This window comes from Fusobacteria bacterium ZRK30 (assembly GCA_024628785.1).
Taxonomy (GTDB): domain Bacteria; phylum Fusobacteriota; class Fusobacteriia; order Fusobacteriales; family Fusobacteriaceae; genus Psychrilyobacter.
Window position 1 is genome coordinate 810,994 of sequence record CP102405.1, and the last position, 15,581, is coordinate 826,574.

At 32.4% G+C, this 15,581-nt stretch carries 15 protein-coding genes and 1 other RNA gene; 4 read left to right on the forward strand and 12 right to left on the reverse strand.

Annotated features, from left to right (window positions below; genetic code table 11):
* Nucleotides 1-75: 75 nt before the first annotated feature.
* From NRK67_09050 to NRK67_09060, 3 genes are all read right to left on the reverse strand, one after another.
* Nucleotides 76-1,026, reverse strand: a complete 951-nt coding sequence (locus NRK67_09050) for an arginine deiminase-related protein (protein UUV19559.1) — start codon at nt 1,024-1,026, stop codon at nt 76-78.
* Between the two features lie 139 nt (nt 1,027-1,165).
* Nucleotides 1,166-2,401 carry a serine/threonine transporter SstT gene (gene sstT, locus NRK67_09055; protein ID UUV19560.1) on the reverse strand — a complete coding sequence of 412 codons (1,236 nt, stop codon included), beginning with the start codon at nt 2,399-2,401 and terminating at the stop codon, nt 1,166-1,168.
* Between the two features lie 356 nt (nt 2,402-2,757).
* Nucleotides 2,758-4,467, reverse strand: coding sequence for a flavocytochrome c (locus tag NRK67_09060; GenBank protein ID UUV19561.1), 1,710 nt, complete (start codon nt 4,465-4,467; stop codon nt 2,758-2,760).
* Between the two features lie 220 nt (nt 4,468-4,687).
* Here NRK67_09060 and NRK67_09065 point away from each other — a divergent pair, with 220 nt between their 5' ends.
* Complete coding sequence (locus tag NRK67_09065) at nt 4,688-5,119, forward strand: MarR family transcriptional regulator (GenBank protein ID UUV19562.1); 432 nt, start codon at nt 4,688-4,690, stop codon at nt 5,117-5,119.
* A gap of 46 nt (nt 5,120-5,165) precedes the next feature.
* On the opposite strand, the gene NRK67_09070 is transcribed toward NRK67_09065, so the two are convergent.
* The 6 genes from NRK67_09070 to NRK67_09095 form a co-directional block, all read right to left on the reverse strand.
* Nucleotides 5,166-5,414, reverse strand: coding sequence for a hypothetical protein (locus NRK67_09070; protein ID UUV19563.1), 249 nt, complete (start codon nt 5,412-5,414; stop codon nt 5,166-5,168).
* Between the two features lie 23 nt (nt 5,415-5,437).
* Nucleotides 5,438-5,998 carry an NUDIX hydrolase gene (locus NRK67_09075; GenBank protein ID UUV19564.1) on the reverse strand — a complete coding sequence of 187 codons (561 nt, stop codon included), beginning with the start codon at nt 5,996-5,998 and terminating at the stop codon, nt 5,438-5,440.
* Nucleotides 5,999-6,237: 239 nt separating this feature from the next.
* Entirely contained in the window at nt 6,238-7,515 is a 1,278-nt protein-coding gene (brnQ, locus tag NRK67_09080; GenBank protein UUV19565.1) for a branched-chain amino acid transport system II carrier protein, read from the reverse strand.
* A 238-nt stretch (nt 7,516-7,753) separates the two neighbouring features.
* Complete coding sequence (locus NRK67_09085) at nt 7,754-8,443, reverse strand: DUF554 domain-containing protein (protein UUV19566.1); 690 nt, start codon at nt 8,441-8,443, stop codon at nt 7,754-7,756.
* Nucleotides 8,444-8,589: 146 nt separating this feature from the next.
* On the reverse strand, nt 8,590-9,528 hold the full coding sequence (locus NRK67_09090; GenBank protein ID UUV19567.1) for a DMT family transporter: 939 nt from the start codon (nt 9,526-9,528) through the stop codon (nt 8,590-8,592).
* A 220-nt stretch (nt 9,529-9,748) separates the two neighbouring features.
* Entirely contained in the window at nt 9,749-10,276 is a 528-nt protein-coding gene (locus NRK67_09095) for a GNAT family N-acetyltransferase (GenBank protein UUV19568.1), read from the reverse strand.
* 350 nt (nt 10,277-10,626) lie between these two features.
* Here NRK67_09095 and NRK67_09100 point away from each other — a divergent pair, with 350 nt between their 5' ends.
* Entirely contained in the window at nt 10,627-11,001 is a 375-nt protein-coding gene (locus NRK67_09100; protein ID UUV19569.1) for a hypothetical protein, read from the forward strand.
* A 129-nt stretch (nt 11,002-11,130) separates the two neighbouring features.
* Here NRK67_09100 and ssrA read toward each other — a convergent pair.
* From ssrA to NRK67_09115, 3 genes are all read right to left on the reverse strand, one after another.
* Nucleotides 11,131-11,478: a transfer-messenger RNA gene (gene ssrA, locus NRK67_09105) on the reverse strand.
* 34 nt (nt 11,479-11,512) lie between these two features.
* The gene (gene smpB / locus NRK67_09110) at nt 11,513-11,959 is read right to left on the reverse strand and encodes an SsrA-binding protein SmpB (protein UUV19570.1); all 447 of its coding nucleotides are present in this window, start codon (nt 11,957-11,959) and stop codon (nt 11,513-11,515) included.
* A 160-nt stretch (nt 11,960-12,119) separates the two neighbouring features.
* On the reverse strand, nt 12,120-12,758 hold the full coding sequence (locus NRK67_09115; GenBank protein ID UUV19571.1) for a porin family protein: 639 nt from the start codon (nt 12,756-12,758) through the stop codon (nt 12,120-12,122).
* A 199-nt stretch (nt 12,759-12,957) separates the two neighbouring features.
* Here NRK67_09115 and NRK67_09120 point away from each other — a divergent pair, with 199 nt between their 5' ends.
* Both NRK67_09120 and NRK67_09125 read left to right on the forward strand, forming a co-directional pair.
* Nucleotides 12,958-14,115, forward strand: coding sequence for a hypothetical protein (locus NRK67_09120; GenBank protein UUV19572.1), 1,158 nt, complete (start codon nt 12,958-12,960; stop codon nt 14,113-14,115).
* Nucleotides 14,108-15,457, forward strand: a complete 1,350-nt coding sequence (locus NRK67_09125) for a sigma 54-interacting transcriptional regulator (protein ID UUV19573.1) — start codon at nt 14,108-14,110, stop codon at nt 15,455-15,457. Before NRK67_09120 ends, NRK67_09125 begins: the two co-directional genes overlap by 8 nt.
* Nucleotides 15,458-15,581: the final 124 nt, after the last annotated feature.

Genomic DNA, 15,581 nt, shown 5'->3' on the forward strand with positions numbered 1-15,581 from the left:
ATTGAGTTGGAGTATATTATTACAAATAAAAAGATGAGTTAACTAAAATAGTTAACTCATCTTTTTATTTGTAAGTTATTTAGATCTGGAAAGAAAAATTTCTGCCATCATACACCTGACACTTCCACCTCCATATTTTTGGATTGTATCTATATCTACACTTAATATCTTGGAAGTTCTTTCTATGGATCGTATCTGATCTTCAGACAGGATCTCTTTAGCTGTTTTGGATAAGATAAGATATTTATCACCTCTAGAATTTTTTACCTGAAGAGCATTTCCGGCAAATTTCTCTACCTGTTTCTCTGTGATATCTATAATGGTCTTTCCATGGGAGCTCAATTCTGAAATAACTTTGTTTTTTTCACTTATATCATCGATAGAGCTAGAACAGAGGATGGCAAATTCCTCCCCTATAGCCATTAAAACATTGGTGTGGTAGATAGGAAGCCTCTCTTTATTAGACCATTGATAAGCGTGAAATAAAATAGGTATATAATCAAAATCACTGCAAAATTTATTTAAGAGATTAAGGTCAGCTCTGGGAGAGAGGGCACAGTAAACTTTTTTGGCTGGCCTGTCTAGGATCATGCTGCCTGTTCCCTCAAGAAAGATGCCTTTTTCCTCAAATTTTGAATAGTCTATAATATCATAAATCTTAAATTTTTTATCCCTTAATATATCTAGGATATCCATCCTTCTTTCAAGTCTTCTATTTTTGGCAAACATTGGATAGAGAGCTATCCTCCCATCGTGATGAAAAGATATCCAGTTATTTGGAAAGATGGAGTCAGGTGTAGGAGGGTATAAGGTGTCTTCTACAACCAAAACTTCAATACCTTTATGTTCTAAAGTATTTACAAAGTTATCGAATTCTATTAGTGCCTTTTCCTGGATTGAGGTGTTATTTATTCCACAGGGAGGAGTCTGATAGTAGTTGTTGACCGCAGTTTCAGGATTATAGTGAAATCTTACAGGTTTGATCATCAAGATAGTGTCTGTAATCTGGGAAACTTTATTGTTCATATTAATATCTCCTTTTATAAAATATTGTATATTAGATAATATTTTAATACTTCATAAATCTGGTAATAGTCAAGTATTATGATTATATTTAGACAAAAAAAGACCTCAGAATTTTCTGAGGTCTTTAATTTATTTATTCTTATAGATTAACTTCTTTATTGATAACAATTTTCTTTCCTGCTTTTCTCCATTCAGCAAATTCAGCTACAGCTGTAAATAATGCGTCTGTTGAAGAGTTAAGACCAGTTTCTACTGAATCCTGAATTACTCCGATTACGAATCCTACTCCAACAACCTGCATTGCTACTTCATTTGGGATACCAAATAAGCTACAAGCTAATGGGATAAGAAGTAATGATCCACCTGCTACACCAGATGCTCCACAAGCACTGACAGCTGATAAGATACTTAAGATAAGAGCAGTTCCGAAGTCTACTTGGATACCTAATGTATGTACTGCTGCAAGAGTTAATACAGATATTGTAATAGCTGCTCCTGCCATGTTTATTGTAGCTCCTAAAGGGATAGATACTGAATACATGTCTTTATCTAATCCTAATTCCTCACATAATTCCATATTTACCGGGATGTTAGCAGCCGAACTTCTAGTGAAGAAAGCTGTAAGTCCACTTTGCTTTAGACATCTAAATACTAATGGATAAGGGTTTTGTCTCATCATAACAAATGCAATAGTTGGATTTACTACAAGTGCCATAAATGCCATAGATCCTAATAATAATCCTAATAATTTACCGTAAGCTAATAATGAACCTAATCCACTAGTTGCGATTGAGTTGAATACTAATCCCATGATACCGAATGGTGCTAAGTGAATAACCCATCTAACAACTTGAGATAAAGCGTTTGAGAAATCTGTGATCATTGTTTTAGTAGAAGCTGGTGCATGCTTTAATGCTACTCCTAATAATAATGCCCAAACTAAGATTCCGATATAGTTAGCATTTGATAATGCATTGATTGGATTGTCTACAACGTTCATTAATAATGTTTTTAATACTTCACTTACACCACTTGGAGGAGATACATTTTCTACTCCTTTTCCTAAAGCGATAGTTACCGGGAATATGAAACTTCCTACTACTGCAACTACACCGGCTAAGAATGTTCCGATAAGGTAAAGACTGATAACTGATTTCATATTTGTTTTTTGACCAGGTTTATGTTGCGATACTGCTGACATTACTAAGAAAAATACTAAGATAGGTGCTACTGCTTTTAGTGCTCCTACAAATAATGATCCTAATAATCCAACTGGTGCAGCTGCCACTGGTGCAGCGATTGATAAGATAATACCAACGATTAGACCTATAACTATTCTTTTTACTAAACTTAATTGATTCCATTTACTAAACATAATTTTACCACCTTCTAAATTTATTTACCCTAATCAGTTAATTGATCTCCTTTAATTTGTTTTTTGAAATGTTAATCTGATAGGATACTTTTTTATTTGATAATATAATACCACACTTTCAGTTTATTTTAAAGTTAAAACGTAATAAAAAAGGTTTTTTAGTGCGATAAGAATACAAAAGTTATGAATTTTGCATTTTAGTAGTGGCGTAAAATTACTTTTTTAAAAAAGATACCATTTTTTTGTGACGCTTCGAGAAAAAATTAAAAAATAATAATTTCATTTTTTCATTAAAGTGAAAAAAGTATCTTAAAAAAGAGCTAAGCCAAAGGCTTAACTCTTAATATTTGATAAAATTATTTCATTATTTTTTCTCCGGCTCTCTTTCCAAAGACTAAGATGTCGGTTATTGCATTCCCTCCCAGTCTATTTGTTCCGTGAATACCGCCTACAATCTCTCCTGCAGCATAAAGACCTTTTATTATATTTCCTTTAATATCTAAAACTTCATTTTCGCTGTTTATCTTTATTCCACCCATAGTATGATGAACTGCCGGTGCAACAGTCTGGATATAGAAAGGACCCTTTTCTATCTTTATAAGATTTCCTCTTCTATTAAATTCTTGATCTTTTCCATTTTCCACATATGAATTATAGGTATTTACAGTATCTTTCAGTGTGTCTAAATTTATACCAAGTTTCTTGCTGCACTCCTCCATACTACCTTCAATAAATAGATCGGCTCTTTTTAAGCTATCTACCTCTCCTTTATTTTCAGTCGTTCTATTTGCAACTGCTTCTATTTCCTGTGCCCATACAAGATATCCTACCCCGCCATCTTGAGATAAAATAGCTTGAGAGACTACATCTCTTCTCTCTAATTCTTCTACAAATCTTTTTCCTGATCTATTAACCAGGATTGCACCATCAAACCTAGAACCACCTACATGAGATAATGCTCCAGTTAAAGGGTTAGCAATAGGAAAGGTTTGTATATATGACATATGGACAAAATCTACTCCCAGTTTTTCACACATCAGGTGTCCGTCTCCAGTTATTCCACTTTGATTAGTTGTTTTATATCTTTCATCTAACTCAGGATTATATTTTTTTCTCATCTCTATATTCCCAGAAAACCCACCTGTAGTAAATATAACTCCTTTACTGCCGAAAAATTCAACAGTCTTTCCCTCAGTGATAGCTTTGATGCCAACTACTTTTTTATCTTCTGTTATTATATCCTTGGCTTCTACTCCTGTTCTGATCTCTACTCCCAGGTTTTCAGCTTTTTTTCTTAACTTAGAGATTAATTCTACAGCATATTTACCTTTAAATATTGCTGCCCTTGGAACGGTATGACCACCAAAATGAATAAGTTCATCTTTTTTAAACTCCACTCCTACCTCTTCTTTGAGCCAGTTATATGTGTCTAAAGCATTTTCAGATAAGATCTTAAACAACTCCTTATTGTTTTCGCCATCTCCTCCAACAAGAGCATCATTATAGTAAAGTTCAGGATTATCTTCTATTTTTTTAGATTTTTGAGCATCACTTCCAGGAATATTTATTCCACCCATAGATACTAGGGTATTTCCCCCCACAGCTGCCATTTTTTCAAGGAGAACAACTTTAGCTCCTAAGTTTGATGCAGAAATTGCTGCACTGAGACCAGCTCCTCCTCCACCAACAATAACTATTTCGAAATTTTCAACAGGTTTGAATTTATTTTTACTTACTACAATCTTCTCTAAATTTTCAGCATCTTTGAATTCCTTTAGTAAATCTTCTTTATTTTCTCCAGAAAGGATAAGAGCATTCATAACAGCTTCCTTTATACCACGGGAACTCATAGAACATCCCTTTACATTGGGAACCATTATAGTGTTTTTTTCTATTATTTTAGAAGGGACATGATTAAAAGCTGGTTCTGATATTACCGGTGTCTCATTATGTGATAAAAATTCAATACTATTAATTCTACCTTGAACAACCGTGACTAAAGCCTCGATCTCTCCTGCATACCCAATACCAATACCTTTAAATGAACCATCTTTATATATTTTCATATTATTTACTCCTTAAATTAATTTATTAATACTATACTCTATATAGTACGATATCGTACTATATAGAGTATAGTATCCCAATATGCAAAATAAGTCAATTAAATTTTTATCTGACTTATTGCTTTGGATCCTGTACTTAATTTAATATTTGGGTTATTATATATGTAAATAATAATATTTAAGAGCATATATTATAGATAATAATATTCAGGAGGTGTTTATGAGAACAGATATAGTAATTGGTATAATATCAAATATCAGAGAAAAGAGTGCTCAGTTTATAAATGGAGAATTAAAAGAAAGAGAGGTCTCTGGACTTATCAATAGTCATGGGACTATTTTATCTGCAATGTATGATAATGATGGTCTAATGACAATGAACGGGATCGCTAAATTTATAGGGAAGAGAAAATCTACAGTAACTGATATGGTGAAAAAATTAGAAAAATTAGGCTATATAAGTCGTCAAAAGAGTGAAAGAGATGCCAGAGTCATAGAGGTTACCCTTACAGAAAAAGGATGGATTTTTAGAGATACTTTTAAAGAGATCAGTGCAGAACTTTTGGAAAAAACCTATGATGGTTTTACAGAGGAAGAAAAGGAAGTTTTAATGGGGCTGCTTTTAAAAATCAGGAAAAATTTTAAAGACTAAAATCTTTTGGAATTTTATAGTCTTTAAAATTTTTATTTTTTATAGTCTATTCACACTGGGTGCAATAGTTTTCTTCAATATTAACAGACATAAATTTTTTTCCGCAGTTTTTACAAGAATGCATCTTTAATTTCCCTAGGATACTATTAGAAGGTTTTTTCATAGATTTTTCCTTATTAGCCTGAATACGACACCCTTCACAACAATAATATTCATTGATATCAAATGTTGTAAATTTTACTCCACAGACCTCACAGATACGAGTTATAAGTTTATCTTCTTTAATTTTTGTCATCCCAGACCTCCAATGTTACCTTTTTATAATTGATTTAATTTCTTATTGAGTTTTGCATAGATCCTTTCTTTAAACCATACTTCTGTAGATTTATCTATAGATTCATCTAATTCAAACCACTCCACTCCGCTATTTTCATCTGCTTTTATAGTCAAAATTTCTTTTTCATCGGCTTCAAATAAGTATGTTATATTTAAATGCAGATGGGAAGATACGTATTCTCCTTTTTTTATATGCCCGTCAACTGTCAGTATTTCAAGGGAAAATATATCTTTTGATATAGGTATAATTTTGTTGAGACCACTCTCCTCCTGAACTTCCTTTATGGCTACAGCAAATAGATCTTCTTCTCCATCAGCGTGACCTCCCATCCAAGACCATGAATTATAGATATTATGATATATCATCACTACCTTATTTCTATCTTTATTTACAACCCATGCAGATGCCGTCATATGTGCTATTTTATTGTCTCTGCTGAAAATATTCTTTTCTTGTTTTAAATAGTTTAATATTCCTACTTTATCATGTTCTTCTTGTTCATTATATGGCTCATATTTCTTTATTTGATCGAGTATATCCATCTCTAAAACTCTCCCCTTTATATAGTTATTAATAGGTATTATAACATATAATTATTCAATACAAAAGCAACGTGAGGTTGCATCCAGAGAAGCGAAATTTAGATTTTTATTGATTTCATTAATTTTATCTCAAAATTTTTTAATTAATATCGTAAATTTATAGATACTTTGGTGATGCCTTTGTGGGTATAATTTTCTATAAAAAAAGGAATTAGACAATTGCCTAATCCCTTTTTTTATTAATCAGCTTCTACAGCTGTCATAGTTTTATTCTTTATTAAAGCTGCACCAACCGATCCAATCAATGTTGGAGCCAGCCATGCAAACCCTTCTGAAGCCATGGGTAAAGAATTGAAGGTATCTGTTAATATAGGTAAAATATTAAAACCAGCCAGAACCTCAAAGACACTAAAAACCAGTCCAATGGTAACGCTGACTTTAAAAACCCCGGTATTTTTTATTTTAAGGATATTTAAAATTATAAGTATAATAGTTACCGGATATAGAATTATAAGTATTGGGACAGCTATATCAACTATGAAGCCTAAACCAGTAGCGCCTAGGATAGTTGAGATGACACAGGTTACTATAGTTATGGTTTTGTAAGAAAACTTTGATTTTGCAGCAAAGAAATTAGATACTGTAGCTACCAGAGCTATAGATGTCGTAAGGCACGCTACTATTGCACATATTCCAAAAGCCATTACACCAAATGATCCTAAAGAATTTTTTGCAAGATACATAACAAGTTCCGCTTTTCTAAGGTTTAAATTGTTGCCATTGGCCATGGCACCTAGATATAACAGTCCTCCATATACCAATGCTAACCCAAGGGCTGCTATGATACCGGATTTGACGATCATAGAACTCTGTACCCTATCATCTGTATATCCATTTCCCTTTAAGCTTTCGACAATTACAGAACCAAATATAACAGAAGCTATTGCATCCATTGTCTGATATCCTCCAAAGAAACCATAGGAGAATGAATTTTGAATTATAGTTTTTTCTCCAGGAACTCCAAAACCTAAGAATATCCCCTTAACTATAACCAGTGAAAGGATGATAAGGATAATAGGAGTCATATATTTCCCGATATTATTAAGCAGCCGAGAAGGCTTTATTACCAATATATAAACTATTACGAAATATACAATTGAGGCCACCAAGGGGTTGATCTCTCCAAAATTTGGAACGATTCCCATCTCATAGGCAGTGGCTGCTGTTCTTGGGATGGCCAGCATAGGACCTATAGCAAGTATTAACAGCGAAAAGTAAATTGTGTTAAAATTTTCCGAGACTTTGTTGGCAAAATTATCGGTGTTTCCTGCTTTACTGAAAGCTATCAGTCCGCCCACAGGAAGACAAATCCCTGTAAGAAAAAATCCTGCTGAAGACATAAGCCATTCTTTACCGGTGACGATACCTATCTCCGGTGGGAAAATAAGGTTTCCAGCTCCAAAAAACATAGCAAATATTGCTAATCCAAATATAAATATATCATTATTTTTTTTCATCGTAGTTTCCTCCCTAGTAGTACTATATTTATGTAGTATTGTACTTGTTTTTGATGATTGTATAAGTTTAACATAAATAAAATAAAAAGTATATTGATTTTGTGCTTTTATTCACTTCTATACAAAAAAATTGTAAATTGACGGGTTATTTGATAGAAAGAAGATTCTCAGTGATAAAAAAAGCAGATAGAAGGTTCTATCTGCTGATTGACTATAATAATTATATTTTTCCAATGAACTAGATAAATAAGTATATAAATATCGGGATAAATGGAGCAAGACTGAGATTTGCAACTTTTATCTTGGTTACCCCTAAGATATTAAACCCTATGGCCATGATTACCAGTGATCCCACACATGTTATTTCATCAATAACAACTGCTGATAAAAATGGTGAAAGTGTTCCTGCAAATAAAACTATGGCTCCCTCATAAAATAGGATCAGAAATGCTGAGAAAAATACACCTATTCCCATTGTTGCTGACATTGCAAGGACTACAAAGAGGTCTATAAATGCCTTGGCATATAATATTTCGTGGTTACCAACAAGTCCGCTTTGAAGTGAACCCACGATTGCCATTGCTCCTACACAAATTACCATGGTAGCATTTAGAAATCCTTCTACTAAGGACTCTTTTTTTTCTTTATTTGTCTTAAATTTAGTCTCTACAGCCAGTCCGAATTTTCTGAGTCTGTTATCTATATCGATTAATTCTCCGATAATACCTCCTAAAGCTATTGAACCTATTGCTACCAATATGTTCTGCCCTTTCAAGGAACCTGATATTCCAATATATAATACACAGAGCCCCATACCACTCATAACAGTATCAATTATTTTTTTATTAAATTTATTTCTGAAAAAAACTCCCAATAAAGACCCGAAGCCCACTGCAACAGAATTTACGATTACACCACTTAATATCATTTTTCAGCCTCCAAAATTTGATTTGAAGTATTTTAGCAGTTCTTTTTACTTTTGTAAAGGAGGTCTCGGTGAGAGAATAAACTGAAAAAAGAAAATAGAGAGCTAAGGTTTTCCATGAACTCTCTATATATTATAAAATTACAATCTTATATTTTTTGTCGAAAGGAGTTATTTTTAGCAGGATTACTTTTGAATTTATTGTTTACAAGGAGTCCAGATATGGCTAAGAAGGAACCCCAAAAAGTATATGTTGTCATCCCTTCATGAAATAATATATTAGAGGTAATGGTAGCGACTAAAGGGTTGAGATAATTAAAAACGGAAGTTCGGGAAGCTCCTAATTCCTTAATCCCTCTATACCATCCATAATAACCAATCACTGTACAAAACAGAGCTAAATATAGGGCTGCTAAATATGTTTTACCTTGGATACCCCCGATCACGTTAAATAAAGAGGTCTTGGAGATAAAGTTATTTGTAAAAGTGATGGGGATTAAAGTAATTAGTGCACTAATATTCATATAAGCAATTATAACAAATGGGTCATATTTTTTTAAAAGATCTTTTGTGCTGATTGTAAATATTGCCAGCATTGCAGCATTTATAATCATTAAACCGTCACCTATTACTGAAGTTCCAGAAAATAAACCATCTATTTTACCATTTGTAATGATAAGACAAACTCCTAAAAAACTCAGCAATATTCCAGAACCTTGCAGTTTATTGATAGATTCATTTTTGGAAAAATGCATATACAGTGCTACAAAAATTGGAGATATAGCTATGAGTAAAGATGCATTTACTGTGGTGGTGTATTTTAAAGCTGAATATTGAACAATAAAATAACCGCTAATTCCAATAAAGCTTAAGATTACTAGGTGATAGAGATCTTTCAATGAGATTAATTTTTTTGATTTCGGGATGACCATTAAGCTGAGGCCAAAAATAACACTAGAAAACAGTACCCTTAAAAATAAAAAGTGAACAGGGCTCAGATCAGCTATCCCTATCTTACTAAATGCAAAGGATGTTCCCCAAAGTGTTACTGTTAATAAAACCCAAAGATAAATTCTTGTGTTTTTCAATTTTATCATCTCCTAATTGATTGGCACTCTAAAAATAGATACAGAGCCCTGATTGCTTTTATGTTAACATAAAGTACATAATAATGACACTTTCTTTTAATTAATATCTCTACTAGATATTATGCTGCCTTACTCAGCTTTTAAAAGGCCTCGAAAGACTATGCCTGCCAAAATGTTGAAATCAAAATAAGAGTTAGTGCTTCTATATTCTTTTAAATAATTACAGTACAAATTCTAATTGACGATCATAGGGTTCTTCTTCAACATGTTTTTTATCTATTTCTATTACATCAACACAACCTAATTTGTTATAAAATGCTTGTGTTTCAATTGCTGAATGAGAAGATATATATAATTTTTTAGCCCCTTGTTCCTTAGCCCAAGATGTAACATATCCAAATAACATTTTGCCAATGCCGCGACCACGCATATCATTAGATGTATATATATGAGACAATTCAATATACTCTTGCTTACTTCCGAATAATTTAGATTCCACAGAAGCAAAACCTTTTAGTTGATTTTCTAAAAAAACACCTACAACCAACCCTCCTGTTTTATCTGTATTCTGTAAACATTTTATTAAAAAAGTATATTCGTCTTCTTTCCAATCATCTACAAAGTTAAAATCTATTTCCTTCCATTCATCGCCTATCTGCTCCAAACGTGTAGTAACTACTTGTCTACGTTCAAAATTATTAAACAAAGATATGTGTATATCATTAACTTTTAACTCTCTATATTCCATTATTTACTCCTATGATCTTTATTTTCACTATTGATTATACCCTCTAAAAAAAGGAAGTCAAAAAAGTATTATAGAAAAAAGAGTTAGGTAATGGTCTAACTCCTTTCTCTATTTAAAACTCCTTTATAGCAATTAAAAAGTGTAAAAAAGGTTAAAATTTTGAAAAAATCAGAAAAAAAGGTTAGAATAGTTTTAACATAATTTTTTAAGAAAAGATTAGAAAAATTTGGGATTTAATTTAATGTGACACCCAGTCAGATATCTAGGTGGACCAAAGAGCTTAAAAGTAAAGTATTTTTTTTTCAAAAGATAAAAATACTTTTTACAATATAGATCAAAGGGGGAAGATTATGGATGAAAAGTTTTTAAAACACGAAATGGAAAACTATAAGAAGGAACAGGAAAAAATAAAAAAACTCATAGGAAGTATAGGAGCTACTCATAGTAGTAGAAATCATAAGATCTTTAACGGACTTTTTCTTATGCTTGTTGTTCTTTCATTCTTTGCAGGGGGAGTTTTACACTATATTCCATTCAATCTATCTATAGAGTTGGGAGTTCTATTGGTTTCCATAAAGATAGCATGGATGATCCACGAACAGCAGAAAGTTAATCATTTTCAGTTCTGGATATTAAACTCAATAGAGCTAAGGTTAAATTCTCTTCAAACAAATTTCAGAAAGATGGATAAGGAACTTAAAAAGCAGGGAGAAGAAAGGAAATAAATTGGGACTAAGTACGGTTATGAAGTTTATAATTATGAATTCAAATAAAAAAGGCTTGACCTTTAGATCAAGCCTTTCTCTATTTAAAACTCCTACAAATTTCTAGAACATTTGCAGTCGTGGATTTGTTGGTGGAAGTGACGGGAATTGAACCCGTGTCCAAGAACACCAGTATCATAGGTTTCTACAAGCTTATTTCGTGAATTAGTCTCATATAAACTCGTCTCACAAACAGAACCAGTCTATACCAGTCAATTAAAGATGTCCCGCAGGTTTAATGACGAAACCCTTGGTAAGCCTGATGTTAATTATATTCTACCAGCCTGCACAGGCCTTAGGAAGGTAGAACACGCTGCACTATTAGGCAGCTATTGCGTAATTTTCGTTTCCATTTAAAAAAATGGTTTGACCTCTCACAGCGATCAACCTGACCTGCTTCCTATAACCTGATGCCCCTGTCGAAACCAGTGCACTCCCGTAATGTCGAACCTTTATATTAAAGTCATATATCTTATCTATATGAATCTTTAAGAGCTCTGTCAATCTGCCTTTTGGCATCTTTTTTTGCCAGGGTATCTCTTTTGTCGTAGTTTGTTTTACCCTTCCCCAAAGCTATCTCTATCTTGATTCTTCCAGCTTTTTGGTATACTGAGATAGGTACTATAGCGTATCCTTTTTGAGATACTTTTTCATGGAGTTTTGTAATCTCTTTTCTATGAATAAGAAGTTTTCTTACCCTTTTCTCTTCGGGGTTGTATACACTCCCAAAGTTCCAGGGAACTACACTCATACCCATAATGAAGATCTCTCCATTTATTATTCTAACAAAGGCTTCCTTTATACTTACCTGACCAGCCTTTATAGATTTTACCTCACTACCAATTAATTCTATTCCAGCTTCAAGTCTATCTTCTATAAAATATTCATGAAACGCCTTTTTGTTTTTAGCCAATGCCATAATATCACCTCATTCTACTAGGATATTATACTATATATACATATATTTTACAACTTCTAATCGAAGACCTTGCTGTCAATGAACCCTAATTTACAGTACAGATAATTAATGAACTATCCTCCAGAAATTAAAATAAAAAAAAAGCAACATTTGCTGCTTTTTAGAAATTAAATCTATAACCGACTGAAAGGGAAATTCTATCATAGTCAGCTCTTTTTTTTGAATCACTGCCCTTAGCTGAGGCTTTACACTTATTAATTGCATACATTAATTCCATAGTGTAATTTTTGTATTCTATCCCGGCACCTATCCCTAAGTATAGACCACTATCTACATCTGTTTCGGTTTTTTCTGTATGGCCGGTGGATGTATTTTTAGCTTCTAAATCAGAAGAGTCAAAATTGAATGAGTATCCTAAATTGGTCTTTAAATATGGGGCTGCTTCTGAGTTGAAAAGAAAGTTGTATCTGCCGGTTACATATACCGGTACAGAACTGTATTGTATACCTGAGGTATCAACATTACCTGTATAATCAAAATGTTTTCTATCAGCATGAACCTGATAAGCCACACCTAAACCTAAATCTATATGTTCATTTAAAACTTTATATCCCTCTATTGCGATTTCTTTACCCAACCCTTTTGTTTTGCCATCTAAGAGAGTTTTTCCATTCTCATCATAAGTTCTTTCATACCCGGATATTATATCTACACCAATTTTTGGATTTATATAAAAACCAGACTGGGCAAATGATACAGTTGATAAGACCATTAATACGAATAAAAAGAATTTTTTCATGATTAAATTTCCTCCGTAAACTTAAAAATTTAGCACAAAAATCAACTTTTTCGTTATTAATGTGCTTATTTTATACTAGCATGTCATTTTATTTTAATCAAATTAATTTATTTTAATCAATTTTGTGTGTGATTTGTAATTTAAATTTTTTAATGCTAACATATTTACTACAAAGCATATGGGGGAAGAAGGGGTTATAATGGATATTTTATTGGGAACTAAACAGATATTATCCCAGAAAAACATAAGAAAATTAAAAATTTTAGAGATGAATACAGATGAACTGAACAGTTTTTTATGGAAATTTAAAAATGAAAATTTTATACCTACAACAGAATTAACAGATGAGATCTATGAGAAAAAAGAGGAATCGTTAGAGGAATTTTTATGGGATCAGCTCAGATTTTTAAAAATAGGCAGGCTGGAAAAAGAGATCTGTAGATATTTTATAGAGAGTCTAGATGATAAAGGTTATTTAAATATTTCATTGAATTCAGCTGCAAAAAAATTTAAAACGACAGTTTTTAAGATTAAAGAAGCAAAGGAAATGTTGGAGCCCCTGGAGCCGGCAGGGATAGGGTCCGAAAACTTAAAGGAAGCTATTATTATCCAGAGCAGGGATTATGAGGAATTGAAAAAGATATCTCCTAAGATATGGGATGATATTTTGAATATGAGGCTAGATCGTGCAGCTATAAAATTAGATATATCAATGAATGATCTAAAGGTTCTTATAGCTCCAGTGAGAAATTTTATATCCCATCCCAGGAGAGATTTCTCGGCTAAAAAAGCTATGATTCAAAGTTCAGACATAATAATATCCAATGAACTCATTTTAACTTTAGATAGGAGATATGAGTATCAATTTAATGGAGATGAACTGTCTCAATTTTTATCTAAAAAAAAATTAAAGGAGATAGACCTAATTAATACAGCTTTAGAGGAAAGAAGGAAAACACTTCTAAATATAGGTAAAATAATTTTAAAGAGGCAGATGGAATTTTTTAAAGGGGGGTATATGATTCCTTTAAAGTTATCGGATATTGCAGAGGAGTTGGAGCTGCATATATCTACAATAAGCAGAGCATGTAAGGATAAAATATTGGAATATAACTATAAACAATATAAATTAAATGATTTTTTTGTAGGAGAGGCAGGAGAGGGATGTTCATCCCAGAGGTTGTCTGTTGAGATCCAGAGGATAGTGGATGCAGAGAATAAAACTAACCCATATTCCGAAGAGGAGATAAGAAAAAGGCTGGAACAAAAGGAAATAAAGGTTGCCAGAAGAACTATAACTAAATACAGGGAAAAATTAGGAATATTAAAGGGGAGGCTGAGAAAGATCTATGAATGATAAAAATGAACTGAAATATTCAGTATTTAAAAATTTAGTAGATAATCTCTACGATGAAGTGATCGTATGGGATGAGAACTATAAGATAGTCTATGTGAATAAGGCCAGCTATCGACACTATGGAGTATCACCGGAAGAGCTTATAGGAAAATCATTTTTTGAATTGACGAAAAAAGAATATTGGTACCCCTCTGTTCTTCCTGATGTATATAAAAATCCAAGGATTGTAAGTATAATTCAAAAAACTCATTTGGGAGCAAAAATAAAAACCACGGCAGTACCTATTTTTTCAACTAAGGGAAAATTAGAATATGTGGCTATGAATGTAAAGGATGTCGTTTCAGAAGAAACTTCTACGGTCAAAGATACTGTGGAATTAGAAAATAAAAATTTTATTACCATGAGTAAGGAGATGAGTGATCTCTTAATCTTAACTGAAAAAATAGCAAAGATAGATTCAACAGTTTTGATTCAGGGAGAATCAGGGACAGGAAAAACATTTTTAGCCAAACATCTACATAAAAAGAGCAGGAGAAATAAAAATCCATTTATTTTTATAAATTGTGCTTCTATCAATGGGAATCTTTTGGAATCGGAGTTGTTTGGGTATGTAAAAGGAGCTTTTACAGGAGCTATGGGAAGTGGAAAGAAGGGATTTATCCAGATGGCAGATAAGGGGATTTTATTTTTAGATGAGATAGGTGAGATGCCCCTTGAATTGCAGGCTAAACTTCTCCATGTGATTCAGGACAGGGAGTTTATCCCGGTAGGAGGAACTAAACCTGTTAAGATAGATATTAAAATAGTGGCTGCGACCAATAGAAATCTAAAAGAGATGGTAAATATCGGAAAATTCAGGAGAGATCTTTATTATAGGCTGAATATTTTTGAACTTCTCATCCCACCTCTAAGAAAAAGAGAAAGAGATATAACCCCCTTGGCTAATTATTTTTTGAATAAAAATAATGAAAAATATGGAAGGAATTGTTATTTAGATGAAAAAACACTGAAAATAATGCTGGGGTATTCCTGGCCGGGAAATGTCAGGGAGCTCTCCCATATAATTGAACGATTGGTAGTGACATCTGAAAATACTAAGATAAAGCCTGATATTTTACCTAGTGAATTCTTCACACTTCAAGATGAAGGGGAAAATGATTTTGAAAGGACAGATATAAATTTAGATGAAATAATGAGAGAATATGAAGAAAAAATAATAAAAAAATACTATGAATTGTATCCCAGCTCTAGAAAATTAGCCAAAGAGTTAAAAATAAGCCAGAGTAAGGCAAATAGGTTAATAAAAAAATATGTTAAACCACAAATGACTCACGAGTCATAAGAGACTCTCCAGTTAGAAACCTATATGTTCTATAAACAACCTAAAAAAACCATAAAAAAACGAGTTATTTATGACTCGTTTTTTTAATTATTGCTTGTTTATTCCAAATTTAAACTTGTGTTAC

What these genes read in the sequence shown, in the direction of transcription:
- NRK67_09095 (UUV19568.1), bottom strand. Translation starts at nt 10,276, where the DNA reads ATGGAATATAGAGAGTTAAAAGTTAATGATATACACATATCTTTGTTT.
- NRK67_09115 (UUV19571.1), bottom strand. Translation starts at nt 12,758, where the DNA reads ATGAAAAAATTCTTTTTATTCGTATTAATGGTCTTATCAACTGTATCA.
- NRK67_09050 (UUV19559.1), bottom strand. Translation starts at nt 1,026, where the DNA reads ATGAACAATAAAGTTTCCCAGATTACAGACACTATCTTGATGATCAAA.
- smpB (UUV19570.1), bottom strand. Translation starts at nt 11,959, where the DNA reads ATGGCATTGGCTAAAAACAAAAAGGCGTTTCATGAATATTTTATAGAA.
- NRK67_09070 (UUV19563.1), bottom strand. Translation starts at nt 5,414, where the DNA reads ATGACAAAAATTAAAGAAGATAAACTTATAACTCGTATCTGTGAGGTC.
- NRK67_09125 (UUV19573.1), top strand. Translation starts at nt 14,108, where the DNA reads ATGAATGATAAAAATGAACTGAAATATTCAGTATTTAAAAATTTAGTA.
- sstT (UUV19560.1), bottom strand. Translation starts at nt 2,401, where the DNA reads ATGTTTAGTAAATGGAATCAATTAAGTTTAGTAAAAAGAATAGTTATA.
- NRK67_09075 (UUV19564.1), bottom strand. Translation starts at nt 5,998, where the DNA reads ATGGATATACTCGATCAAATAAAGAAATATGAGCCATATAATGAACAA.
- NRK67_09120 (UUV19572.1), top strand. Translation starts at nt 12,958, where the DNA reads ATGGATATTTTATTGGGAACTAAACAGATATTATCCCAGAAAAACATA.
- NRK67_09060 (UUV19561.1), bottom strand. Translation starts at nt 4,467, where the DNA reads ATGAAAATATATAAAGATGGTTCATTTAAAGGTATTGGTATTGGGTAT.
- brnQ (UUV19565.1), bottom strand. Translation starts at nt 7,515, where the DNA reads ATGAAAAAAAATAATGATATATTTATATTTGGATTAGCAATATTTGCT.
- NRK67_09085 (UUV19566.1), bottom strand. Translation starts at nt 8,443, where the DNA reads ATGATATTAAGTGGTGTAATCGTAAATTCTGTTGCAGTGGGCTTCGGG.
- NRK67_09100 (UUV19569.1), top strand. Translation starts at nt 10,627, where the DNA reads ATGGATGAAAAGTTTTTAAAACACGAAATGGAAAACTATAAGAAGGAA.
- NRK67_09065 (UUV19562.1), top strand. Translation starts at nt 4,688, where the DNA reads ATGAGAACAGATATAGTAATTGGTATAATATCAAATATCAGAGAAAAG.